27 protein-coding genes are annotated in these 23,981 nt (G+C 59.1%); all 27 read left to right on the top strand.

All coding sequences use genetic code 11. The features are described 5' to 3' along the window. The first annotated feature begins 22 nt into the window (after positions 1 to 22). Entirely contained in the window at positions 23 to 1,627 is a 1,605-nt protein-coding gene (locus ACVBAU_RS12545; protein WP_448326666.1) for a carboxyl transferase domain-containing protein, read from the top strand. A 10-nt stretch (positions 1,628 to 1,637) separates the two neighbouring features. Then, a complete protein-coding gene (locus tag ACVBAU_RS12540; protein ID WP_335744212.1) occupies positions 1,638 to 2,054 on the top strand; it encodes an ASCH domain-containing protein in 417 nt (138 codons plus the stop codon). Next, positions 2,054 to 3,988: an acetyl/propionyl/methylcrotonyl-CoA carboxylase subunit alpha gene (locus tag ACVBAU_RS12535; protein ID WP_448326665.1), complete on the top strand. Its 1,935-nt coding sequence runs from the start codon at positions 2,054 to 2,056 to the stop codon at positions 3,986 to 3,988. Before ACVBAU_RS12540 ends, ACVBAU_RS12535 begins: the two co-directional genes overlap by 1 nt. A gap of 11 nt (positions 3,989 to 3,999) precedes the next feature. Next, positions 4,000 to 4,665, top strand: coding sequence for a glutathione S-transferase family protein (locus ACVBAU_RS12530; RefSeq protein WP_138923026.1), 666 nt, complete (start codon positions 4,000 to 4,002; stop codon positions 4,663 to 4,665). Positions 4,666 to 4,718: 53 nt separating this feature from the next. Then, complete coding sequence (locus ACVBAU_RS12525) at positions 4,719 to 5,576, top strand: hydroxymethylglutaryl-CoA lyase (protein WP_448326664.1); 858 nt, start codon at positions 4,719 to 4,721, stop codon at positions 5,574 to 5,576. Next, a complete protein-coding gene (locus ACVBAU_RS12520; RefSeq protein WP_448326663.1) occupies positions 5,576 to 6,361 on the top strand; it encodes a crotonase/enoyl-CoA hydratase family protein in 786 nt (261 codons plus the stop codon). The genes ACVBAU_RS12525 and ACVBAU_RS12520 overlap by 1 nt, the downstream gene beginning before the upstream one ends. 287 nt (positions 6,362 to 6,648) lie before the next feature. Beyond that, entirely contained in the window at positions 6,649 to 7,014 is a 366-nt protein-coding gene (locus ACVBAU_RS12515) for an NADH-quinone oxidoreductase subunit A (protein ID WP_093732621.1), read from the top strand. Continuing rightward, a complete protein-coding gene (locus tag ACVBAU_RS12510) occupies positions 7,005 to 7,541 on the top strand; it encodes a NuoB/complex I 20 kDa subunit family protein (protein ID WP_093732620.1) in 537 nt (178 codons plus the stop codon). The genes ACVBAU_RS12515 and ACVBAU_RS12510 overlap by 10 nt, the downstream gene beginning before the upstream one ends. A 9-nt stretch (positions 7,542 to 7,550) precedes the next feature. Continuing rightward, on the top strand, positions 7,551 to 8,156 hold the full coding sequence (locus ACVBAU_RS12505; RefSeq protein WP_138923029.1) for an NADH-quinone oxidoreductase subunit C: 606 nt from the start codon (positions 7,551 to 7,553) through the stop codon (positions 8,154 to 8,156). Beyond that, on the top strand, positions 8,156 to 8,329 hold the full coding sequence (locus ACVBAU_RS12500) for a hypothetical protein (protein ID WP_273056137.1): 174 nt from the start codon (positions 8,156 to 8,158) through the stop codon (positions 8,327 to 8,329). Before ACVBAU_RS12505 ends, ACVBAU_RS12500 begins: the two co-directional genes overlap by 1 nt. Then, on the top strand, positions 8,329 to 9,552 hold the full coding sequence (locus ACVBAU_RS12495) for an NADH-quinone oxidoreductase subunit D (RefSeq protein WP_138925093.1): 1,224 nt from the start codon (positions 8,329 to 8,331) through the stop codon (positions 9,550 to 9,552). The genes ACVBAU_RS12500 and ACVBAU_RS12495 overlap by 1 nt, the downstream gene beginning before the upstream one ends. A gap of 78 nt (positions 9,553 to 9,630) precedes the next feature. Next, on the top strand, positions 9,631 to 10,932 hold the full coding sequence (locus ACVBAU_RS12490) for an NADH-quinone oxidoreductase subunit E (RefSeq protein ID WP_448326662.1): 1,302 nt from the start codon (positions 9,631 to 9,633) through the stop codon (positions 10,930 to 10,932). 43 nt (positions 10,933 to 10,975) lie between these two features. Beyond that, positions 10,976 to 11,965, top strand: a complete 990-nt coding sequence (locus ACVBAU_RS12485) for an endonuclease (RefSeq protein WP_448326661.1) — start codon at positions 10,976 to 10,978, stop codon at positions 11,963 to 11,965. 21 nt (positions 11,966 to 11,986) lie between these two features. Continuing rightward, positions 11,987 to 12,214 (top strand): DUF5337 domain-containing protein, encoded by a 228-nt coding sequence (locus ACVBAU_RS12480; RefSeq protein ID WP_093732615.1) that lies wholly within the window; start codon positions 11,987 to 11,989, stop codon positions 12,212 to 12,214. An 11-nt stretch (positions 12,215 to 12,225) separates the two neighbouring features. Further along, a complete protein-coding gene (nuoF, locus tag ACVBAU_RS12475; RefSeq protein WP_138923032.1) occupies positions 12,226 to 13,521 on the top strand; it encodes an NADH-quinone oxidoreductase subunit NuoF in 1,296 nt (431 codons plus the stop codon). Between the two features lie 6 nt (positions 13,522 to 13,527). Beyond that, a complete protein-coding gene (locus ACVBAU_RS12470) occupies positions 13,528 to 13,935 on the top strand; it encodes an MAPEG family protein (protein ID WP_448326660.1) in 408 nt (135 codons plus the stop codon). Between the two features lie 91 nt (positions 13,936 to 14,026). Then, positions 14,027 to 14,353, top strand: coding sequence for a hypothetical protein (locus ACVBAU_RS12465; protein ID WP_138923034.1), 327 nt, complete (start codon positions 14,027 to 14,029; stop codon positions 14,351 to 14,353). 117 nt (positions 14,354 to 14,470) lie between these two features. Next, positions 14,471 to 14,872 carry a DUF5333 domain-containing protein gene (locus ACVBAU_RS12460; protein WP_138923035.1) on the top strand — a complete coding sequence of 134 codons (402 nt, stop codon included), beginning with the start codon at positions 14,471 to 14,473 and terminating at the stop codon, positions 14,870 to 14,872. Between the two features lie 4 nt (positions 14,873 to 14,876). Further along, positions 14,877 to 16,892, top strand: a complete 2,016-nt coding sequence (gene nuoG / locus ACVBAU_RS12455; protein ID WP_448326659.1) for an NADH-quinone oxidoreductase subunit NuoG — start codon at positions 14,877 to 14,879, stop codon at positions 16,890 to 16,892. 11 nt (positions 16,893 to 16,903) lie between these two features. After that, positions 16,904 to 17,272, top strand: coding sequence for a hypothetical protein (locus ACVBAU_RS12450; protein WP_093732609.1), 369 nt, complete (start codon positions 16,904 to 16,906; stop codon positions 17,270 to 17,272). Positions 17,273 to 17,278: 6 nt separating this feature from the next. Continuing rightward, the gene (gene nuoH, locus ACVBAU_RS12445; protein ID WP_138923037.1) at positions 17,279 to 18,319 is read left to right on the top strand and encodes an NADH-quinone oxidoreductase subunit NuoH; all 1,041 of its coding nucleotides are present in this window, start codon (positions 17,279 to 17,281) and stop codon (positions 18,317 to 18,319) included. Between the two features lies 1 nt (position 18,320). Then, positions 18,321 to 18,815: an NADH-quinone oxidoreductase subunit NuoI gene (nuoI, locus tag ACVBAU_RS12440; protein ID WP_138923038.1), complete on the top strand. Its 495-nt coding sequence runs from the start codon at positions 18,321 to 18,323 to the stop codon at positions 18,813 to 18,815. Then, the gene (locus ACVBAU_RS12435; RefSeq protein WP_093732606.1) at positions 18,812 to 19,213 is read left to right on the top strand and encodes a carboxymuconolactone decarboxylase family protein; all 402 of its coding nucleotides are present in this window, start codon (positions 18,812 to 18,814) and stop codon (positions 19,211 to 19,213) included. Before nuoI ends, ACVBAU_RS12435 begins: the two co-directional genes overlap by 4 nt. Further along, complete coding sequence (locus ACVBAU_RS12430; RefSeq protein WP_138923039.1) at positions 19,210 to 19,812, top strand: NADH-quinone oxidoreductase subunit J; 603 nt, start codon at positions 19,210 to 19,212, stop codon at positions 19,810 to 19,812. Before ACVBAU_RS12435 ends, ACVBAU_RS12430 begins: the two co-directional genes overlap by 4 nt. Positions 19,813 to 19,992: 180 nt before the next feature. Further along, positions 19,993 to 20,298 (top strand): NADH-quinone oxidoreductase subunit NuoK, encoded by a 306-nt coding sequence (nuoK, locus tag ACVBAU_RS12425; RefSeq protein ID WP_005853964.1) that lies wholly within the window; start codon positions 19,993 to 19,995, stop codon positions 20,296 to 20,298. A gap of 4 nt (positions 20,299 to 20,302) precedes the next feature. Then, complete coding sequence (nuoL, locus tag ACVBAU_RS12420; RefSeq protein WP_448326658.1) at positions 20,303 to 22,414, top strand: NADH-quinone oxidoreductase subunit L; 2,112 nt, start codon at positions 20,303 to 20,305, stop codon at positions 22,412 to 22,414. Then, complete coding sequence (locus ACVBAU_RS12415; RefSeq protein WP_138923041.1) at positions 22,414 to 23,970, top strand: NADH-quinone oxidoreductase subunit M; 1,557 nt, start codon at positions 22,414 to 22,416, stop codon at positions 23,968 to 23,970. Before nuoL ends, ACVBAU_RS12415 begins: the two co-directional genes overlap by 1 nt. The last annotated feature ends 11 nt before the right edge of the window (positions 23,971 to 23,981 follow it).

Raw genomic sequence — 23,981 nt, 5'->3', positions numbered from 1 at the left:
CCATTCGATCAAGGAGACCGAAATGAAGCTGATTTCGCAAGCTTTGCCCTCGTCCGAAAGTTTCAAGGCGAACGAGGCGGCGCATCTGGCTGCGCTGCAAACAATCCGCGAAGCGGCGGGTGCGGCAGAACTGGGCGGCGGCGAGAAATCCCGTGCCCGCCACGTGAGCCGAGGCAAGATGCTACCCCGTGAACGGGTGGCCAATTTGCTTGATCCCGGATCGCCCTTTCTTGAGGTCGGCGCGTTGGCTGCTCATGGGCTTTACGGTGGTGCGGCCCCCGCGGCAGGGGTGATTGCGGGCGTCGGCAAGGTGCAGGGCATCGACTGTATGATCGTATGCAACGACGCGACGGTTAAGGGCGGCACCTACTTTCCGATGAGCGTCAAGAAACACCTGCGCGCCCAAGAGATCGCCGAGGAAAACCATCTGCCCTGCATCTATCTGGTGGATAGTGGCGGCGCGAACCTGCCTAATCAGGACGAGGTTTTTCCCGACCGTGATCACTTTGGCCGGATTTTCTATAATCAGGCGCGGATGAGCGGCAAGGGCATCCCCCAGATCGCGGTGGTCATGGGCTCGTGCACCGCAGGGGGGGCCTATGTGCCCGCGATGTCGGATGTGTCGATCATCGTCAAAGAGCAAGGCACGATCTTTTTGGCGGGACCGCCGCTGGTCAAGGCCGCCACAGGCGAGTTAGTGAGCGCCGAGGATCTGGGCGGTGGCGATGTGCACACGCGTCTGTCAGGCGTGGCGGATTATCTGGCCGAGGATGACGCCCATGCGCTGGCACTGGCGCGGCGCGCTGTGGCCGGGCTGAACCGTAAACCCGTGGCCAATGTGCAGTGGCAACCCGTCGAAGAGCCCGCCTATGATCCGGCGGAAATGCTGGGAGTTGTTCCCGCCGATTTGCGCACGCCCTATGACATCCGCGAAGTGATCATGCGCCTGGTCGATGGCAGTCGCTTTGACGAGTTCAAGGCCCGCTACGGCGAAACGCTGGTCTGCGGTTTTGCCCATGTCAAAGGCTGTCCCGTGGGGATCGTCGCAAATAACGGCGTGCTGTTTTCGGAATCAGCCCAGAAAGGTGCGCATTTTGTAGAGCTCTGTTCGCAGCGCAAAATCCCGCTGGTCTTTTTGCAAAATATCACCGGCTTTATGGTCGGGCGGAAATACGAGAACGAAGGCATCGCGCGGCACGGGGCCAAGATGGTGACAGCCGTGGCCTCGACCAACGTCCCCAAGATCACCATGTTGGTTGGCGGATCGTTCGGCGCGGGGAACTACGGCATGGCGGGGCGCGCATATAGCCCGCGCTTCATGTGGACATGGCCCAACTCGCGCATCTCGGTTATGGGCGGGGCGCAGGCCGCTGGGGTTCTGGCCACGGTCAAACGTGACGCAATTGAGCGCGCAGGCGACAGCTGGACCGAAGAAGAAGAGACCGCGTTCAAGCAGCCCACGATAGATATGTTCGAAGAACAGTCGCACCCGCTGTATGCAACCGCGCGGCTTTGGGATGACGGCGTGATCGACCCGCGCCACAGCCGCGAGGTGCTGTCGCTATCGCTGCGGGCAAGTTTGAATGCGCCGATCGAGGATACACGCTTTGGCGTGTTCCGGATGTAAGGGGACCGTTATGACAAAATCATTGCAACAGATCGTAGACGCCAATCCGGACGCGGAAACATTCCGGTTTGGCGACAGCCCGACCGTATGCGCCGAAATTATCGCCCTCGTGCGTGCGGGCAAGAAAACAGCGACCTGCGAGGCGGCTTCTGCTTACGGGGCGGGGGGCGATGCCTACCCCGAGGTGGGCCGTCGCGATATCGCGCTGAACTGGGATGGCACACCGGCGGTGATGATTGAAACGGTCGAGGTCGCGACCCGAAGGTTCAACGAGGTAGACGCCGAGTTTGTCGCAGCACAGGGCGAGTTCAGGGATCTGGACCACTGGCGCGCGGCGTACGAAGCGTATTTCCACCGGACCGGCGGGTTCAAGCCCGACATGAAGCTGATGTGCGAGCGCTTCACTTTGATCGAGGATTACGCCTGATGTTTGATACAATATTAATTGCGAACCGGGGCGAGATTGCTTGCCGCGTGATGGAGACAGCGCAGGCCATGGGGGTACGCTGTGTGGCGGTGTATTCGGACGCGGACCGCGCGGCGAAACATGTGGCGATGGCGGATACCGCCGTGCATATCGGCGGGTCTTCCCCTGCGGATAGCTATCTGCGCGGCGAGGTGATTATTCAGGCCGCGCTGGATACCGGCGCACAGGCGATCCATCCGGGATATGGCTTTCTGTCCGAAAATCCCGATTTCGTGGACGCGGTAGAGGCGGCGGGGCTGGTCTTCATCGGCCCGTCGGCCAAGGCCATTCGTGCGATGGGGCTGAAGGATGCGGCCAAGGCGTTGATGGTCAAAGCAGGTGTGCCGGTTGTGCCGGGGTATCACGGGGCGGATCAGGACGATGCGTTGCTGGCGTCAGAGGCAGACAAGATCGGGTATCCGGTATTGATTAAGGCTGTGGCCGGGGGCGGCGGCAAAGGCATGCGGCTGGTCGAAGAGGCGGGCGGGTTTCAGGCGGCGCTGGACAGCGCACGTTCAGAGGCCAAGACGTCCTTTGGCAATGCCGATGTATTGGTCGAGAAATTCGTCACCAAGCCTCGTCATATCGAGGTGCAGGTCTTTGGCGACGGGACCAAAGCCGTGCATCTGTTTGAACGCGATTGCTCGCTTCAGCGCCGCCATCAGAAGGTGATCGAGGAGGCCCCTGCTCCTGGTATGACGCCCGAGATGCGCGATGCGATGGGGCAGGCAGCGGTCACGGCGGCCGAGGCAATCGGTTATGCCGGTGCGGGCACAATTGAATTCATCGTCGACGGCTCTGGCGGGCTGCAAACGGACGGGTTCTTTTTCATGGAGATGAACACCCGTTTGCAGGTGGAACATCCCGTGACCGAGGCCATCACTGGCATCGATCTAGTGGCATGGCAGTTGCGGGTTGCCGCGGGCGAAGGGTTGCCGTTGCGGCAGGATGAACTGTCGATCCAAGGGCACGCGTTCGAGGCGCGGCTCTATGCCGAGGATGTGCCTAAAGGGTTCTTGCCCGCCACGGGCACGTTGACCCATTTGCAGTTTACACCCGCGTGTCGTGCCGACAGCGGCGTGCGCGCAGGCGATACGATCAGCCCGTTCTATGATCCGATGATCGCCAAGGTAATCGTGCATGGGGACACGCGCGAGATCGCCTTGTCGCGGTTGCGCGCAGCCCTAAACGGGTGCGAGGTCGCGGGGACGGTGACAAACCTTGCGTTTCTGGGCGCGTTGGCGGGCCACGAAGACTTTGCTGCGGGGGATGTGGATACCGGCCTGATCGGGCGCGATATCGAAGCGTTAACCCAAGCCCCCGAGGTTCAGCCGCGCCATGCAGCCCTTGCGGGGATGGCGGCTCTGTCTTTGCTGGACCCGATCGAGGCGGCAGGGTTCACCCTGTGGCAGCCCTTGCGCCGTGAAGTCGGCTTGACCTGGGGCGGCGAGGATCATCTGCTGCATGTGCAGGTGGTATCGTCCGATCATCAAGTCTGGTCCGTTGACGGGACCGAAGTTATCGCGCAGCGGATCGGCGGGCGCTGGTCTGTGGGCGGGCAACACGCGGCCGCGGTGTTTGTCGCAGCGGGGCGTGTGACCGTGTTTGACGGCTACGGCTTGGTGTTTGACGTCATCGACCCGTTGGCGCGGGCTGCGGGTGGACATGGCGACGGCAACTTGATCGAGGCCCCGATGCCCGGTCTTGTACGTGTCGTGGATGCCAAGGTGGGCCAGAAGGTCACCAAAGGCGACCGCCTTGCCGTGCTGGAAGCGATGAAGATGGAGCACAGCCTGCTTGCCGCGCGTGATGGCACCGTCGCCGAGGTTCTGGCGCAGGCTGGTGATCAGGTCGAGGCGGGTGTAGCACTGGTGCGGCTAGACCCCGAAGAATAGGAGCCCGCACCATGATTACCCTGCACCACGTCGAACAGACCAGATCAATGCGCACACTGTGGTTGCTGCACGAGCTAGAGGTGCCCTTTGAAGTGTCGATCCACGCGTTTGACAAGTCTTTGCGTGACCCGGGGTATCTGGCAATTTCACCGGCTGGGCGCGTCCCCTCGCTTGAGATCGACGGGGAACGGATGTTCGAAACCGGTGCCATTGCCGAATACCTCTGCGAACGGTTCAGCCCCGACCGTTTGGGTCGTATGCCGGGCGCACCGGACCGGATGGCGTGGTTGGTGTGGATCCATTTCGCCGAGACGGTATCGCAGCATTGCGCGGCGCTGACCCAGCAGCATGTGGCGCTGCGCGACGATTCCATGCGCAGCCCCATTGTGATGAAGCTGGAAGCCGCGCGGATCATCAAGTGTTATGACGCGATCGAGGCGCGGTTGGACGGCGGGATCGTGTCGCAGGATTATCTGTTGATGAGCGGCTTTACCGCGGCGGATGTGAATGTAGGGCAGGCGGTCTATATGGCGCAGCATTTCGCCAAACTGGACAACCACCCCAATGTCGCGGCCTGGTATGCGCGCATCACCGACCGCGAGGCGTTCCAGTTGTCGCTGCCCAAAGACGTGCCGCTGTTTGACCGATCTTTTTATGACCCGTGGCCGGTCGAGTGATGCTACCGTCGCGCAGGTGAGTTTATTTTGCAAAATGAAGGGGAGGCGGCGTTATGGATAAAGGGTTCTGCGAGATTTTCGAGGTCGGTCCGAGGGACGGGTTGCAAAACGAGGCACGCGAAATACCAGTGGCGGAGAAAATTGCGCTGGTGGATCTGCTCAGCCGTGCGGGGTTCTCTCGGATCGAGGTGGCAAGCTTTGTCAGCCCCAAATGGGTGCCGCAGATGGCTGGTTCGGGCGAGGTGCTTGGCGGTATCCGGCGCGCAGAAGGGGTCCGCTATGCGGCGTTGACGCCGAATATGCGCGGCTATGAGGATGCGGTTGCCGCGAAGGCGGGCGAGATCGCTGTTTTCGCCTCCGCCAGCGAGGGGTTCAGCCAGAAGAATATCAACGCCAGCATCGAAGAGGCGTTCGCGCGTTTCGCCCCCATCCTCGAGCAAGCGCGCCACGTGGACATTCCGGTGCGGGGCTATGTCTCTTGCGTGGTGAAATGCCCCTTTGACGGGGCGGTTGATCCGTCGAAAGTGGTAGAGGTCGCAGACCGCTTGTTTTCGATGGGCTGCTATGAGGTATCCTTGGGCGATACCATCGGGGCAGGCACGCCGGACACGATCGCACGGATGCTACTGGCAGTGCGCGAGGCTGTCCCAGTGAGCCGTTTGGCCGGACATTATCACGACACCAACGGTCGGGCGATGGATAATATTGATGCCTCGCTATCGATGGGTGTGCGGGTGTTTGATGCCGCGGTCGGTGGACTGGGGGGATGCCCCTATGCGCCGGGTGCCGCCGGCAACGTCGCCACCGAAAGGGTCAACGCGCATCTGGTAGGGTTGGGCTATGACACAGGGCTGGATCAGGCATTAATTGAAGAGGCCGCCGCGATGGCGCGCGGCATGAGGGCAGTGTGATGTACGAGACGTTGAAGCTGGCGAACGATGATCGCGGTGTCGCCACCTTGACCTTGGCGCGCGCGGACAAGCACAATGCGATGTCCGCGCAGATGATCGACGAACTGACGCAAGCCGCTGCCGCATTGGCCGCCGATGACGCCGTACGGGTCGTGGTGCTCACGGGCGCAGGCAAAAGCTTTTGCGCGGGTGGCGATCTGGGCTGGATGCAGGCGCAGCGCGAGATGGAGGGGCCGACACGCTCGGCCGAGGCGGGAAAGCTTGCCACCATGCTGGGCGCGCTAAACACGCTGCCCAAGCCGTTGATCGGGCGCGTGCAGGGCAATGCCTTTGGCGGCGGTGTTGGCATGGCGTCGGTCTGCGATGTGGCGATCGGGGTGGATACGCTCAAGATGGGCTTTACCGAGACGCGGCTGGGGATCATTCCAGCGACAATCGGCCCTTATGTATTGGCGCGAATGGGCGAAGGGCGGGCGCGGCGCGTGTTCATGTCGGCCCGTCTGTTTGATGCGGCAGAGGCAATTGATCTGGGGCTGCTCGCGCGCGCGGTGCCAGCGGATGAACTGGACGGCGCGATCGAGGCCGAGGTTGTGCCCTATCTGTCCTGTGCGCCGGGGGCTGTGGCTGCCGCCAAGCAACTTGCGCGGGATTTGGGGCCGCGGATCGACGCTCAGGTCGTGGAGCATACCATCGCGGCGCTCGCGGACCGCTGGGAGACCGAAGAAGCAGCCGAGGGAATCGGCGCCTTTTTTGACAAACGCAAGGCGTCGTGGATCACGGGGTGACACCTGGCTGAGGCGCGGATGGAGACAGATGAACTATCGATTGTTGAATGCCAGTGACCAGCATCCAAGCACGACAGTGCAGACCTGTGCAAAGGGCGCGATCGGCTTGGAAAAATGCGCCGTTCGCACAGGACGGGGCAGGGGTAAAACCGCTTCTGGCTGGGATGACGCAAATATGGCGGGCTCGGTTGACCCTGACCGGACAGCGGAGTAAACCGACCAAAGCCAATAGTGCCGTTTGGCTGACAGGGCGCGTGGCGCGTCACATACGCAAAAGGAGCTTCCCCTTGGACGACATGATGCGGGAATACCTGCCGATCCTACTTTTTCTAGCCGTGGCGATTGTCCTTGGCATTGTTTTGATCCTGGCCGCCTTCGTGCTGGCCGTGCGCAACCCAGACCCTGAAAAAGTGTCGGCCTATGAATGCGGGTTTAACGCTTTTGACGACGCCCGAATGAAATTCGACGTGCGGTTCTACCTCGTGTCGATCCTGTTTATCATCTTTGACCTCGAAATTGCTTTCCTCTTTCCCTGGGCCGTGGCCTTTCAGGACGTGAGCATGGCCGGCTTCTGGTCGATGATGGTGTTTCTTGCCGTGCTGACCGCCGGTTTTGCGTATGAGTGGAAAAAAGGAGCACTGGAATGGCAGTAGCAGCCGCCGGGGCCAATGTGGCCGGGATGGACCGCGATGTGGCCACCCAGAATCTGAACAAGGAACTGCAGGACAAAGGCTTCCTGCTGACCTCCACCGAAGACATCATCAACTGGGCCCGTACCGGATCGCTGCACTGGATGACATTTGGTCTGGCCTGCTGCGCGGTCGAGATGATGCACACTTCGATGCCGCGCTATGATCTGGAACGCTTTGGGACCGCACCGCGCGCGTCTCCGCGTCAGTCGGACCTGATGATCGTCGCGGGCACGCTGACCAACAAGATGGCACCGGCCCTGCGCAAGGTCTATGACCAGATGCCGGAACCGCGGTATGTGATCTCTATGGGGTCTTGCGCCAACGGCGGCGGCTATTACCACTACAGCTATTCTGTGGTGCGCGGCTGCGACCGGATTGTTCCCGTCGACGTCTATGTGCCCGGCTGCCCTCCAACGGCAGAGGCCTTGCTGTACGGCATCATGCAATTGCAGCGTAAAATCCGCCGCACCGGCACAATTGTTCGCTAAGGGGCTGATATGTCAGAACAACTGAACGAACTTGGCGCGTATATCGAAGCGAAACGGCCTGACTGTATCCTTGGCTGGGACATCTCCTTTGACGAGCTGAACATGGACGTCACGCAGGCCAATCTGCCCGGTCTGGTGGAATTTATCAAAAGCGACGCCACCTGTCGTTTCTCGTCGTTGGTGGACATCACGGCGGTGGATTACCCGGGGCGCGCCAAACGCTTTGACGTCATCTATCACTTCTTGTCGATGTACCAGAACCAACGCATCCGTCTGCGCGTTGCCGCGCGCGAAGAGGACATGGTCCCGTCGATCGTCGATATCCACCCGTCGGCCAACTGGTTTGAACGCGAAGTCTTTGATATGTTCGGCATCATTTTTGCGGGTCACCCCGATCTGCGTCGCCTGCTGACAGATTATGGGTTCCGTGGCTATCCGCTGCGCAAGGATTTCCCGACCACCGGCTATACCGAAGTCCGCTATGACGAGAGCGAAAAGCGCGTGGTGTATGAACCCGTAAGCCTCGTGCAGGAATATCGCCAATTCGACTTTATGTCGCCTTGGGAAGGGGCTGAATATATTCTCCCCGGCGATGAAAAGCCGGAGGCAAAATAATGGGTGGCATTTGGTGGTTCGTACTGTCTGCCCTCACAATCATCCCGATGGTCAAGCTGTTGCCGTTTTTCGGGATCAATAAATACTGGTCCGTTGCCTGTATCGTGCCTTTGGGTACGCTTGCCCTTTTGTGGTGGATGGGCGTCAAACTGACCGAGCTGGAGCGTAAATGATGGACGGCACCAAAGGTTTCGAAGATGCCCTGACCGGCGAACAGAAGATCCGCAACTTCAACATTAACTTCGGCCCGCAACACCCTGCGGCGCACGGGGTTTTGCGTCTTGTCCTTGAACTTGACGGCGAGATCGTCGAACGTTGCGATCCGCACATTGGTCTGCTGCACCGCGGTACCGAAAAGCTGATGGAAAGCCGCACCTACCTGCAAAACCTGCCGTATTTTGACCGGCTGGATTACGTGGCCCCGATGAACCAGGAACACGCCTGGTGTCTGGCCATCGAAAAGCTGACTGGTGTCGAAGTGCCCCGTCGCGCTTCGTTGATCCGCGTGCTTTACTCCGAAATTGGCCGCATCCTGTCGCACCTGCTGAACGTAACCACGCAGGCGATGGACGTGGGCGCGCTGACGCCGCCGCTTTGGGGATTCGAGGAACGCGAAGATCTGATGATCTTTTACGAACGGGCCTCCGGTGCGCGTCTGCACGCCGCCTATTTCCGCCCCGGTGGGGTTCATCAGGATCTGCCGCCCGCGCTGCTGGACGATATCGAAACGTGGTCGCATAAATTCCTGTCGGGCTTCATGGTCGACGTGGACCTACTGCTGACCGAAAATCGGATTTTCAAACAGCGTAACGCTGACATTGGCATCGTCTCTGAACAGGACATTCAGGATTGGGGTTTCTCGGGCGTGATGGTGCGCGGGTCTGGCTTGGCGTGGGACCTGCGCCGTGCGCAACCCTATGAATGCTACGATGAATTCGACTTCCAAATCCCGACCGGTGTGAACGGCGATTGCTATGACCGCTATCTCGTCCGGATGGAGGAAATGCGTCAGTCTACCTACATCATCCAGCAAGCGATCGAAAAGCTGCGCGCGCCCGAAGGGCAGGGCGATATTCTGGCACGGGGCAAAATCACGCCGCCCAGCCGGACTGCGATGAAAACCGACATGGAAAGCCTGATCCACCACTTCAAGCTGTATACCGAAGGGTTCCACGTCCCCGCCGGCGAAGTCTATTGCGCCGTCGAAGCCCCCAAAGGCGAATTCGGCGTCTACCTTGTGGCGGATGGATCGAACAAACCTTACCGTGCCAAACTGCGCGCGCCCGGCTATCTGCATCTGCAAGCGATGGATTACATCGCCAAGGGGCACCAGCTGGCGGATGTCGCGGCGATCATCGGCACCATGGATATCGTTTTCGGAGAGGTCGACCGTTGAGACGGTACCTCTTCATTTTGCCAAATAAACTCCCGCCGGAGGCGCCCGCCGTTTCCGCAAGAACGAAAGCCTGATCTGATGCTGCGCCGTTTGCACCCTGACCAACCGACAAGCTTTGCCTTCACCCCCGCCAACCAGGCATGGGCCGAAGCGCAGATCACGAAATACCCCGAAGGCCGTCAGGCCAGCGCGATCATCCCTTTGCTGTGGCGTGCGCAGGAACAGGAAGGCTGGCTCAGCCGTCCTGCCATCGAACATGTCTCTGAAATGCTGGGGATGGCCTATATTCGCGGGCTCGAAGTCGCGACATTCTACTTTATGTTCCAGCTTCAGCCGGTGGGCGAGGTCGCCCACTTCCAGATTTGCGGTACGACATCGTGCATGATCTGCGGTGCCGAAGACCTGATCGAGGTCTGCAAGGACCGCATCGCGCCCAAGGCGCATCAGATCAGCGCAGACGGCAAATTCTCGTGGGAAGAAGTCGAATGTCTGGGGGCGTGTTCGAACGCGCCGATGGCGCAGATCGGCAAGGATTACTACGAAGACCTGACGGTCGACGGCTTCCGCGCCATGATTGACGACATGGCCGCAGGGCAGGTGCCTGTGCCGGGGCCGCAGAACGGGCGCTATGCGTCCGAACCCCTGTCGGGTCTGTCCAGCCTGACTGACCACGACAGCGGCAAGACACAATATAACGCCAGTGCACAGCTGGCGGTGGACATTGGCGACACCATCAAACGCATTGACGGTACCGAAGTCCCCCTGACCGCGCCGTGGCAGGGCAAGGACGGTGCCGATAGCGCTGGTTCCGACAAGGAACAGCCCGTCTCGCGCGATGACAATATGCCGCCCGAAGGCCCCGATGGTGCCCAAGGGGGCCGCACGCCGGCCGAGGAAGACGCACCGCGTGATGTGGGCGATGCCTCTGATAAGCGCTCCGAAGCACCCGGAGAGGCGGATGGCGTTGAAGCCGTCGGCAAACCCGAGACAGGCAGCGTCGCGCCGGGCGATCCGGCACCCGCGCCCAAAGCACCGACAGCAGGCACCAAGAAAGCATCCGTCGCTAAATCGGCGGAAGCCAACGCAGAGGCCGCTGCCACCAAGCCCAAGGCGCTGGATGCCCCCGAAGGCGGTGCTGCGGATGACCTCAAGCTGATCAAGGGCATCGGTCCAAAGCTCGAAACGCTGGTGAACAAGATGGGTTTCTACCACTTTAGCCAGATCGCGGGCTGGGGCCCGAACGAGGTATCTTGGGTCGACCAGAACCTCGAAGGGTTCAAGGGCCGCGTGTCCCGCGATAACTGGGTTGAACAGGCAAAAAAGCTTGCCGCTGGTGATCAAACAGAATTCTCGTCCCGCGCCACAAAAGATGATATCTAATACACATAATAGATCATCTTGAATGGCGGACGAGGGGACGGATATGACTGATTTGACGCAAAAAGAGCAATGCAAGCGCGGTTGCACACGGTGGGGGGGCGGTGTCGGCCTTGCCCTCGCTTTGCTATTTTGGCAGGTCTTCGGCTGGGGTTTCATCGCCTCGTTGTTCCTCGGGATCATTCTGGGACTTGTGACATTTGTGGTGATGTCAAAGCTGCTATGCAGCACGGTGGCGGACGACACGGCAGAGGCGTCCCGCGCCCCAGCCGCCGCAGCAGCACCTGCGACGGCGGCAACAAGGCAAGCCGCCAGCGCTGCCCCCACAAGCGATGCGCCCGTAGAGCCCGAGCCAAAGCTAGATGCGGCACCTGCAGCAGTCGAAACTGTCGAAAACCGCCCCGAAGATACCACCGGTGGTCAGGCAACAGCCGATGTCGGCGGTGCTGCATCCGAAGCGACAGCGGGCACGTCTCCTGCTGCGTTGGATGAGCCCGCGGGCTTTTCAGGGATCAAACCCACAGCCAAGCTGAAGGGCCAAGAAGAGCTTGCCGCGCGCAAGGGTACCTATAAATACGAAGCCCCAGCGGCGACGCCGATCGACACCAAGCCTGCACCTGCTGCGGCACCAGAGGCCGCGGCTGAACCCGTTGCCTCTATCCCTGCGCCGAAAGCTACCGAGGTGCCAGAGGCACCGGCGACAATCGAGGGGGCGACCTCAACCCGTCCGGGGATCGCTGATATTCCGGTGGGGACCGTTGAGAGCAGCCCTGAAACACTGGACCAGCCGCGCGAAGGCGGGGCCGATAACCTCAAGCTTCTCAGTGGAGTCGGGCCGAAGATCGAGCAGACGTTGAACGCTCTGGGGATCTATCACTTTGACCAGATCGCGCGGTGGACAGCGACCGAAATTGCTTGGGTCGACGCCCGCTTGCCATTCAAGGGCCGCATTCAACGCGACGACTGGACGGCGCAAGCAAAGACCCTCGCCGCCGGCGCAGAAACCGACTTCTCTGCACGCAACAAAAAGACCTGAGCCTGACATGGATGCCCACGAATGACAGATAAGGAAGAAATTGCCTTGGCCCGCAAAGGCCGGATGGTGGGCCTTGTCATTGCCGGCACAATGGTGCTTTGGATCGCGGCGCAATGGCTTGCACCGCAGTTCGGCTTGCCCGGACGCTATGCGCTGCTGTTCGACTTTGCCGCGCTGGCAGCCCTGATTTGGGCGATGGTCAATATATATCAGATGAGGCGGGCCCGCGCGGCCAGCCGTGACACATAAAGGTTAGCTTCATGCTTCAGGATCAAGACCGCATCTTTACCAATATCTACGGTATGCACGACCGCACGCTGAAGGGCGCGCAGGCGCGTGGCCATTGGGATGGCACAGCTGGCATTCTGAAAAACGGGCGTGACTGGATCATCAGCCAGATGAAAGAGTCGGGTTTGCGTGGTCGTGGCGGTGCGGGCTTTCCAACGGGCCTAAAGTGGTCCTTCATGCCCAAGGAAAGCGACGGTCGCCCGAGCTATCTGGTGGTGAACGCCGATGAATCCGAACCCGGTACCTGTAAAGACCGCGAAATCATGCGCCACGATCCGCACACGCTGATCGAAGGTTGCCTGATTGCCAGCTTCGCTATGAACGCCAACGCCTGCTACATCTACATTCGCGGCGAATACATCCGCGAGCGCGAAGCGCTGCAAGCCGCCATCGACGAGGCGTATGACGCCGGTCTGGTCGGCAAGAATGCCTGTAAATCGGGCTATGACTTTGACATCTATGTTCACCACGGTGCCGGTGCGTATATCTGCGGCGAAGAAACCGCGCTGCTCGAAAGCCTAGAGGGCAAAAAGGGCATGCCTCGGATGAAGCCTCCGTTCCCCGCGGGTGCCGGTCTGTACGGTTGCCCGACAACGGTGAACAACGTGGAATCCATTGCTGTGGTGCCAACGATCCTGCGTCGCGGTCCTGAATGGTTTTCAAGCTTCGGGCGTCCGAACAACGCGGGCACAAAGCTGTTCGCGATCTCGGGCCATGTGAACAACCCCTGCGTCGTCGAAGAAGCGATGAGCATCTCTTTCGAAGAACTGATCGAAAAACATTGCGGCGGTATCCGTGGCGGCTGGGACAACCTCAAGGCTGTGATCCCCGGTGGGTCGTCAGTGCCGATGATCCCCGGTGCGCAGATGCGCGACGCGATCATGGATTTTGACTATCTGCGCGAACAACGCTCGGGCCTTGGTACGGCGGCTGTAATCGTGATGGATAACTCCACCGATGTGATCAAGGCGATCTGGCGTCTGGCGAAGTTCTACAAGCACGAATCCTGCGGCCAGTGTACGCCGTGCCGCGAAGGCACGGGCTGGATGATGCGCGTGATGGACCGTCTGGTGCGCGGCGATGCAGAACCCGAAGAAATCGACATGTTGCTCGATGTGACCAAACAGGTCGAAGGCCACACGATCTGCGCCCTTGGCGATGCGGCGGCTTGGCCTATTCAGGGTTTGATCCGGCACTTCCGTGACGAGATCGAGGATCGCATCAAGCACAAGCGTACCGGCCGCGTCAGCGCCGTCGCGGCGGAGTAAACGGTGATGGAAACCTTTGCCGCCTATAGCCATGCGCTGGCAGCTTTGGCCTTTTGGGCCATTCTTATGAGTGTTCTGGGCGCGCTCTCTACTATGGGGCGCACGCCAGAGGGGCGTTGTGAGTGCGGCAACCCCAAGCGGAACTATGACGATGTAGTCTATCGCCGTGATCGCGCGTTTATGAACGCGATAGAGGCGTCGGGCCCGTTTCTGGCATCGACGCTGGCGGCGGTGCTGCTTGGCGCGCCTGTGTTCTGGGTGAACCTCTTTGCGGCGCTTTTCGTGGCGGTGCGGGTCGCGATGGCCGTGGTGCATATCGGGACAACCAACCAGCCGATGCGGTCGTTGTTCTTTACGCTGGGGTTGGTCTGTATTCTGGCCTTGGCCGTGCTGGCAATTTTCGCGGCCTTTTAAGGCGCGACCGAGGAACAACAGCCCCCGCCATCGATCGGCAGGGGGCTGCATAAAAAAGACGGGTCCGGCCACACCGGCAGAGCGAGGGAAGATGAAGCAGATTGTTCTATTTTGTATGACGGCTGCGGTATTGGCTGGCTGTACCGCCCGCGAAGACCGTCTGGCCTTTGATGGTAAATACTTCCGCACCAAGCTGAGCAAAGTCGACGGGCAGCGCGATGTCTTTACCCTGCGGGTGCGCAATGCCTCGCAGTCGATCACCGGTGCCCGCGAAGCCGCGCGCTATGAGGCGACGGTGTATTGTGTGACCAACTATGGCAGTTCCGATATCAAATGGGTCGTGGGGCCGGACACCCCGCCCGAGAATTTGCGCCTTGTGGACGACGCTTTGACGTTTCAGGGGGCTTGCCCTTCCTGATCGTTTGCGCGACATACCGCTGGCAAATGGCTGATCTAGGGATGTTATTGAATAACATCGGGGTCAGTTCCCATGTGTAGCAAGGGGCAGTCCGCCCCGCTACATGAGGAGAGTAAGATGCGTAACGTATTGATCGCCGTAACCACCGTGGCCATGATGGCCAGCCCTGTCGCCGCAAAACCGCCGCTGCGTGATGTACCGGCTGTTGATGATGCGCTGCTTGATCTTGGACTGGCCGACCGGATTCGCAAGGAATGTCCTGATATCTCGGCCCGCATGCTGCGCGCGCTTAGCTATCTGAACAATGTGCAAAGCACGGCCAAATCTTTGGGCTATACGTCGGACGAAATTGACGCCTACCGCAAAAGCGATGCTGAAAAGGCGCGCATGAAGGCCCGGGGGGCTGCATATTTAAAGGCGAAGGGGGTCGATACTTCTGACCCGCAAAGCTATTGTGCGTTAGGGCGTGCAGAAATCCAAAAATCGAGCCGGATCGGTTCGTTACTGAGAGCGAAATAAGCATATGAGCGATACCCGCAAGATCATCATTGACGGCAAGGAAGTCGAAGTCGAAGGGGCGATGACGCTCATTCAGGCGTGTGAGGAAGCAGGGGTGGAAATTCCGCGTTTCTGTTACCACGAACGTCTGTCGATTGCCGGTAACTGCCGGATGTGTCTTGTGGAGGTCGTAGGCGGCCCGCCCAAGCCTGCGGCGTCTTGCGCCATGCAGGTGCGCGATTTGCGGCCTGGCCCCGAAGGCCAGCCGCCGGTCGTTAAAACCAATTCGCCCATGGTGAAAAAGGCCCGCGAGGGCGTGATGGAATTCCTGCTGATCAACCACCCGCTGGATTGCCCGATCTGCGATCAGGGCGGCGAGTGTGACTTGCAGGATCAGGCGATGGCGTACGGGGTCGACTTTAGCCGCTACCGCGAGCCTAAGCGCGCAACCGAAGATCTGGATCTGGGCCCGCTGGTTGAAACCCATATGACGCGCTGCATCTCGTGCACCCGTTGTGTACGCTTCACCACCGAGGTCGCGGGCATTCACCAGATGGGCCAGACCGGCCGTGGTGAGGACGCCGAAATTACAGCCTATCTGGGCCAAACGCTCGATTCGAACCTACAGGGCAACATCATTGATCTGTGCCCCGTGGGTGCGCTGGTCTCTAAACCCTACGCCTTCACCGCACGGCCTTGGGAACTGTCTAAGACAGAATCGATTGATGTGATGGACGCGCTCGGGTCGAACATCCGTGTGGATACCAAAGGCCGCGAAGTCATGCGCTTCCTGCCGCGCAACCACGACGGCGTGAACGAGGAATGGATTTCCGATAAAACCCGTTTCGTCTGGGACGGTCTGCGCCGCCAGCGTCTGGACACGCCTTATATTCGCGAAAACGGCAAACTGCGCAAAGCCGACTGGCCCGACGCGCTTGCCGCTGCCGCCGCTGCGATGAAAGGCAAGAAAGTCGCGGGCCTGATCGGTGATCTTGCGTCGGTCGAGGCGACATATGCATTGAAGCAGTTGATCGAAGGGCAGAGCGGCGTTGTCGAATGCCGTACCGATGGCGCGAAGCTGCCTGCGGGCAACCGGTCGGGCTATGTCGGAACCGCCACGGTCGAAGATCTGGACACGGCACAAGCCGTCATGTTGATCGGCGCAAACCCCGCCGTGGAAGCACCGGTGCTTAACGCGCGTATCCGTAAAGCCTGGACGCGTGGGGCCGACGTTGCCCTGATGGGCCCCGCCGTCGATCTGACCTATGATTACGACCATCTGGGCGACAGCCCGTCGTTGCTGAACGAACTGCTGAAAAAGGATCATGCCGACATCGCCGAGAAATCCTCGGTTATTATGGTGGGCATGGGCGCATTGGCCCGTGAAGACGGGGCCGAGATTCTGGCCGCTGCTATGGCGCTGGCCGAAGCGACGAAATCCGGCTTTATGGTCTTGCACACCGCCGCATCACGTGTGGGCGCGATGGATATCGGGGCCGTAGCTGAAAACGGCATCAACGATGTGCTGGCCGCCGATGTGATCTATAACCTTGGTGCGGACGAAGGCGACATTCCTGCAGGTCCCGTCGTGATTTATCAAGGCTCGCATGGGGATCGCGGGGCGCACCGCGCCGATATCATCCTGCCCGGTGCCGCCTATACCGAAGAAGGTGGTTTGTTCGTCAACACCGAAGGCCGCCCGCAGCTTGCCGCACGCGCCAGCTTTGCCCCCGGTCAGGCCAAGGAAAACTGGGCCATCCTGCGTGCGCTCAGCGCCGAGCTGGACGCAAAACTGCCCTTCGATTCGCTGGCGGCACTGCGCAAGGCGCTGGTCGCTGATGTGCCGCATCTGGGGGATATCGATCAGGTCGCGGAAAACGACTGGAAGCCGGTTGCGCAAGGTACGTTGGGCGACAGCCCGTTCCGCCCCGCGATTGCCGATTTCTACCTGTCCAACCCGATCGCCCGTGCCAGCCAGTTGATGGCAGAGCTTTCGGCAAACGCCAAAGCCCGCCGCGAAAAACCACTGGCGGCGGAGTGAGGATTTTGGGGATGATGTTGCCTTTGGTTTTGGGAGCCTGCGAAACGCAAGCGCCCATGGCCGAAGATTTCATTCCTGAATATCGCGGTGTCGAAACCAAATTGCTGGACGGGGATCTTGTCCAGTTTGACGTGGCGATGACCAAAGCGCGGTCATCCGAGAATGTAGCGGAATACGCGGAATGTGCTGCGGCCCGATATACTTTGATCCGGGGCTTTGGTTTTGCCCGCCACGTGCGTACAAATGTTGAGATCGAGGGTGGTGTCTGGCACGCAGATGCTGTTTACACCATCTCGCCGAGCCTGCCTGCGGGCTTGAAGACAATAGATGCCGAAGTGACCGTGCAGAACTGCATGGAAAAAGGCATACCGACGGTGTGAGGACCTATGGCTGACTTCTTTTTCAACACCACGCTGGGGACGATCCTGCTGATTATTGGCCAGATTTTCCTTGTTGTGATTCCCCTGCTTCTTGCCCTTGCGTTCCTGATGTACGCCGACCGGAAAATCTGGGCGTCGGTACAGCTGCGCCGCGGGCCCAACGTTGTGGGCATCTACGGTTTGCTGCAATCCTTTGCGGATTTCGCGAAATACATCGTCAAAGAGGTGATCGTGCCCGCCGGTGCTGACCGCGCCGTGTTCTTTATGGCCCCGATGGTGACCTTGGTCATGGCGCTGGTCGCATGGGCGGTGATCCCGTTCAACGACGGCTGGGTCTTGTCGAATATCAACGTCGCGATCTTGTATGTCTTCGCGGTCTCGTCGCTTGAAGTTTACGGCGTGATCATGGGCGGGTGGGCGTCAAACTCCAAATACCCGTTCTTGGGGTCGCTGCGATCTGCGGCGCAGATGATTTCCTACGAGGTGTCGATCGGTCTGATCATCATCGGCGTCGTCATCAGCTCCGGTTCGATGAACTTCGGCGACATCGTCTTGTCGCAAAGTGGGGATTACGGTCTGCTGAACTGGTACTGGCTACCGCACTTCCCGATGCTGATCCTGTTCTTCATCTCGGCACTGGCCGAAACCAACCGCCCACCGTTTGACCTTCCCGAAGCGGAATCCGAACTGGTTGCCGGCTATCAGGTCGAATATTCCTCCACGCCCTTTTTGCTGTTCATGATCGGTGAGTTGGTTGCCGTTGTGCTGATGTGCGCGCTGATCTCGCTGATGTTCTTTGGCGGCTGGCTGTCGCCGATCCCCGGCTTGCCCGATGGTATTTTCTGGATGATCGCCAAGATGGGGCTGGTGTTCTTCTTCTTCTCGTTGGTCAAGGCGATCACCCCGCGGTACCGCTATGACCAGCTGATGCGTTTGGGATGGAAAGTATTCCTGCCGTTCAGCCTGTTCTGGGTTGTCTTCGTCTCCTTCGCCGCGAAATTCGATTGGTTCTGGGGCATTTATGCCCGTTGGACAGTAGGGGGCTGATATGGCTAACACCGACTATACCCGTCACGTAAAATACTTCCTGCTGCAGGATTTTTACCAAGGCATGAAGCTTGGCATTAAGTATATGTTCAAGCCCAAGGCGACGATCAACTACCCGCACGAAAAAGGTCCGCTAAGCCCGCGTTTCCGTGGTGAACATGCGCTGCGTCGTTATCCCAACGGCGAAGAGCGTTGCATCGCGTGTAAATTGTGTGAAGCGGTCTGCCCGGCGCAGGCAATTACGATTGATGCTGAGCCGCGCGAAGACGGCAGTCGCCGCACCACGCGCTATGATATCGACATGACCAAATGCATCTATTGCGGTTTCTGTCAGGAAGCCTGCCCGGTTGACGCGATTGTCGAAGGCCCGAATTTCGAATTCTCGACCGAGACCCGCGAAGAGCTATTCTATGACAAGACCAAGCTGCTGGACAACGGCGAACGCTGGGAAGCAGAGATCGCCCGCAACCTCGAACTGGACGCGCCGTACCGATGACCGATAGCCAAAACCCCTTTGAAGAGATGATGCGTCAAATGCAGGACATGGCCAAAGGCTTTCCTGCAATGGATGCGTTTTCGCCAAAAGGGTTCGAGGCGATGATGGGCAAGATGCCCAAAGACATGATGGAAACGTTTTTTGGCAATACGATGAACCCCAACGGGTTGGATGCCAAGACGCGGATGTTGCTGACGATTTCGGGGCTGACCATGCAAGGTGCCCAGAATGACATTGCGCTGCGCCAAGCCGTAATCCACGCGGTAGAGGCCGGTGCGCACAAGCAGCAGGTGATAGAGACGATCGGGCAGATGGCGGTTTTCGCCGGCATCCCCGCCATGACCCGCGCGATGGAGATTGCGCAGGGTGTTTTGGATGACAAGGAAGGTGACGCATGAGCGTTTTCGCATTTTACCTCTTCGCGATCAGCTTGATCGCCGGCGGGCTGTTCACTGTGATCAGCCGCAACCCCGTGCATTCGGTGCTGTGGTTGATCCTGTCCTTCCTCAGCGCGGCGGGGCTTTTCGTGCTGCTGAACGCCGAATTTGTCGCGATGCTGTTGATCATCGTCTATGTGGGCGCGGTCGCGGTATTGTTCCTGTTCGTTGTCATGATGCTGGACGTTGATTTCGCCGAACTCAAGGCCGAAATGGCGCGCTATATGCCGCTGGCATTGCTGATCGGTCTGGTCATCCTGATGCAGTTCGTCATGGCGTTTGGCGCATGGGACGCGAACTCTGCCGCCGAAGGGCTGCGCACGCAGGTGATCACAGACGAGGTGCATAACACTGCCGCCCTGGGTCTGATCCTGTATGACCAATACTTTTTGCTGTTCCAACTATCGGGGCTGATCCTGTTGGTCGCTATGATCGGTGCGATCGTACTGACGCTGCGCCATCGCGGCGATGTCAAACGGCAGAACGTGGTCGACCAGATGATGCGCGATCCGAAACTGGCAATGAAACTGAATGATGTGAAACCCGGGCAGGGCCTATAATCGGCCTGTCCTTTCAAGGATATACTCCATGTCACGTAATACAATTGTAGTGCTTGTCGTTGTTTTGATTGTGGTCGTGGGTGGCTACAGCATTTTCTAGATGCGACGGGATCGGGATGGAAACATTCCGCGACAAGAACTAAAGAACGCCTGAAAAAGGCAAAAGAACCGAGGGACGACATGATCGGAATTGAACATTACCTGACGGTAGCGGCGACGCTGTTCGTCATTGGCATTTTCGGGCTATTCCTGAACCGCAAGAACATCATCATCATGTTGATGTCGATCGAGCTGATGCTCTTGGCGGTGAACATCAACTTTGTCGCTTTCTCTTACTATTTGGGTGATCTGGTGGGGCAGGTGTTCACACTGTTCGTCCTGACCGTCGCCGCTGCCGAAGCTGCAATCGGGCTGGCCATTCTGGTCTGCTTCTTCCGCAATCGGGGTACGATCGCGGTCGAAGATGTCAACGTGATGAAGGGCTAAGATCATGGAAACGATCATTCTTTTCGCACCACTCGTGGGTGCATTGATCTGTGGTTTCGGCTGGAAGCTGATTGGTGAGAAAGCCGGTCAGTATGTGGCAACGGGTCTGCTGTTCCTTGCGGCACTGCTAAGCTGGATCGTCTTTCTATCGTTTGACGGCGAAACCCAGCACATCCAGATTCTGCGCTGGATCGAAAGCGGCAGCCTGTCGACCGACTGGGCGATCCGTCTGGACCGGTTGACCGCGATCATGTTGATCGTCATCACCACGGTCTCCAGCCTCGTGCACCTTTATTCCTTTGGCTACATGGCCCACGACGAGAATTTCTCGGATGCGGAACCTTACCGTGCCCGCTTTTTCGCCTACCTGTCATTCTTTACCTTCGCGATGCTGATGCTCGTAACATCGGACAATCTGGTTCAGATGTTCTTTGGCTGGGAAGGCGTGGGCGTCGCGTCTTATCTGCTGATCGGCTTTTACTATAAAAAGCCATCTGCGAATGCTGCGGCGATCAAGGCTTTCGTGGTGAACCGCGTGGGCGACTTTGGCTTTCTGCTGGGGATCATGGCGCTGTTCTACCTCACGGACTCGATCAAGTTCGATGATGTCTTTGCCGCGACGCCTGATCTGGCCGAAACCACTTTGGGCTTTCTTTGGTCCGAATGGAACGCCGCGAACCTGATTGCGATCCTGCTGTTTATCGGCGCGATGGGTAAATCGGCGCAGCTGTTCCTGCACACTTGGTTGCCTGACGCGATGGAAGGCCCGACACCCGTGTCGGCGCTGATCCACGCGGCGACGATGGTAACTGCAGGGGTCTTCCTTATCTGCCGTATGTCGCCATTGATGGAGGTCGCGCCTGAGGCGATGATGTTCGTTACCTTCGTGGGGGCCACCACAGCATTTGTGGCAGCGACAATCGGTCTGGTTCAGAACGATATTAAACGCGTGATCGCCTATTCGACCATGTCGCAGCTTGGCTATATGTTCGTGGCCGCTGGCGTCGGTATGTATTCCGCCGCGATGTTCCACCTGTTCACGCACGCGTTCTTTAAGGCAATGTTGTTCCTCGGCGCAGGGTCGGTGATCCACGCGATGCATCACGAACAGGACATGCGCAACTATGGCGCACTGCGTAAGAAAATTCCTTATACCTTCTGGGCGATGATGATTGGTACGCTGGCGATCACCGGTGTCGGTATTCCGCTGACACACTTCGGTTTCGCGGGCTTCCTCTCCAAGGATGCGGTTATCGAAAGCGCTTGGGGTGGCGGGTCCATGTACGGCTTCTGGATGCTGGTGATCGCTGCTGCGATGACAAGCTTCTACAGCTGGCGCCTGATGTTCCTGACCTTCTTTGGCAAGGCACGCGGCGATAAGCATACCCATGATCACGCGCATGAAAGCCCGATGGTCATGCTGGTACCGCTTGGCGTCCTTAGCCTTGGTGCGATCTTTGCCGGTATGGTGTGGTACAACAGCTTCTTTGGTCACGCCAAGGATGTAGGAAAGTTCTACGGTATCCCGATGGCCGAAATGGCGGCCGGTGGTGAAACCCACGTCGAAGGGGCCGAAGACGACCACGCCGATGCTGGCGATCAAGCTGCGGGCGATCACGGTGAAGACGCAGGCCATCACGGTCCAGCCTTTGCCGGCGCACCGGGCGAGGGGGCGTTGTACATCGCGCCAGACAATCACGTACTGGATGACGCCCACGCCGCACCGGCATGGGTCAAGGTCAGCCCGTTCATCGCGATGGTCTTTGGCCTCGTCATGGCGCTGTGGTTCTACATCTGGAACCCGAGCCTGCCGGCCCGTCTGGCAGCCAACCAACGCCCGCTGTACCTGTTCTTCCTGAACAAATGGTATTTCGACGAGCTGTACAACGTCATCTTTGTCAAACCCGCGATGGCCATCGGCCGCTTCTTCTGGAAGCGCGGGGACGGTGATGTGATCGACGGCACGCTGAACGGTGTCGCCATGGGGATCATCCCGTTCCTCACCCGTCTGGCAGGGCGCGCGCAGTCCGGCTATATCTTTACCTACGCCTTCGCCATGGTGATCGGCATCGCGGTCTTTGTGACCTGGATGACGATGAGCGGGGGGGCACACTAATGGATCATCACTTGCTTTCCATCATTACCTTCATGCCCAGCTTTGCGGCGCTTATTCTGGCTGTGTTCCTGCGGGGCGAAGACGCCGCGGCGGGGCGCAATGCAAAATGGCTGGCACTGATCACCACAACAGTCACGTTCCTGATCTCGCTGTTCATTCTGTTCGACTTTGACCCGTCCAACACCGGCTTCCAGTTCGTCGACGAGGCACAATGGTTGATGGGCCTTCAGTACCGTCTGGGCGTTGACGGCATTTCGATCCTGTTTGTGATGCTGACCACGTTTATGATGCCGCTGGTGATCGCTGCCAGCTGGAACGTAGAGACGCGGGTCAAGGAATACATGATCGCCTTCCTGCTGCTCGAGACGCTGATGCTGGGCGTGTTCATGGCGCTGGATCTCGTGCTCTTTTACCTGTTCTTCGAAGCAGGTCTGATCCCGATGTTCCTGATTATTGGCATTTGGGGCGGGGCGAACCGTATTTACGCATCGTTCAAGTTCTTCCTCTACACCTTCCTCGGGTCGGTCCTGATGCTGGTGGCGATGGTGATGATGTATGCGGATGCGGGCACGACTTGCATCGGAGGCTGCGAAGTCAGTCTTCTGACGCATACCTTTGCATCCGACACCTTCTCGATTGCGGGGATCACTGTGGTCGGCGGTTTGCAGACCATGATGTTCTTGGCGTTCTTTGCCAGCTTTGCGGTCAAAATGCCGATGTGGCCGGTCCACACGTGGTTGCCCGATGCGCACGTTCAGGCACCGACGGCAGGGTCTGTCGTGCTTGCGGCAATCTTGCTCAAGATGGGTGGCTACGGCTTCTTGCGGTTCTCGGTACCGATGTTCCCTGTGGGCTCTGACGTGTTGGCACCGCTGGTGCTGTGGATGTCGGCGATTGCGATTGTCTATACCTCGCTTGTGGCACTGGTGCAGCAGGATATGAAAAAGCTGATCGCCTATTCGTCGGTGGCGCACATGGGCTTTGTGACGATGGGGATCTTTACCTTTAACCAGCAGGGGCTGGACGGGGCGATCTTTCAGATGATCAGCCACGGCTTCATCTCTGCCGCGCTGTTCCTGTGCGTTGGTGTTATCTATGACCGGATGCACACCCGCGAGATTGACGCCTATGGCGGTCTGGTGAACCGGATGCCCGCCTATGCGCTGGTGTTCATGTTCTTCACCATGGCAAATGTCGGCCTGCCGGGCACATCGGGTTTTGTCGGGGAATTCCTGACGATCATGGGCGCGTTCCAGGTGAACACTTGGGTCGCAGCGGTTGCTGCATCGGGTGTTATCTTTTCGGCGGGTTACGCGCTGTGGCTGTATCGTCGCGTGGTGATGGGCGACCTGATCAAGGAAAGCCTGCGCACGATCACCGATATGTCGGGCCGTGAACGCTGGATCTTTGCACCCTTGGTGGCGATGACCTTGCTGTTGGGTGTCTACCCGGCGCTGGTGCTCGATATAATCGGGCCCTCGGTCGCCGCCCTTGTTGATAGCTATGATACGGCCCTGGAGGCGGCAGGTGCCGCTGTCCAGACGGCCTCAGAATAAAGGACTGCGCG

It is taken from the genome of Sulfitobacter sp. M13 (assembly GCF_053474885.1).
Note: the sequence above shows the minus strand (reverse complement) of the source record. Positions and strands in the feature narration are given on the sequence as shown.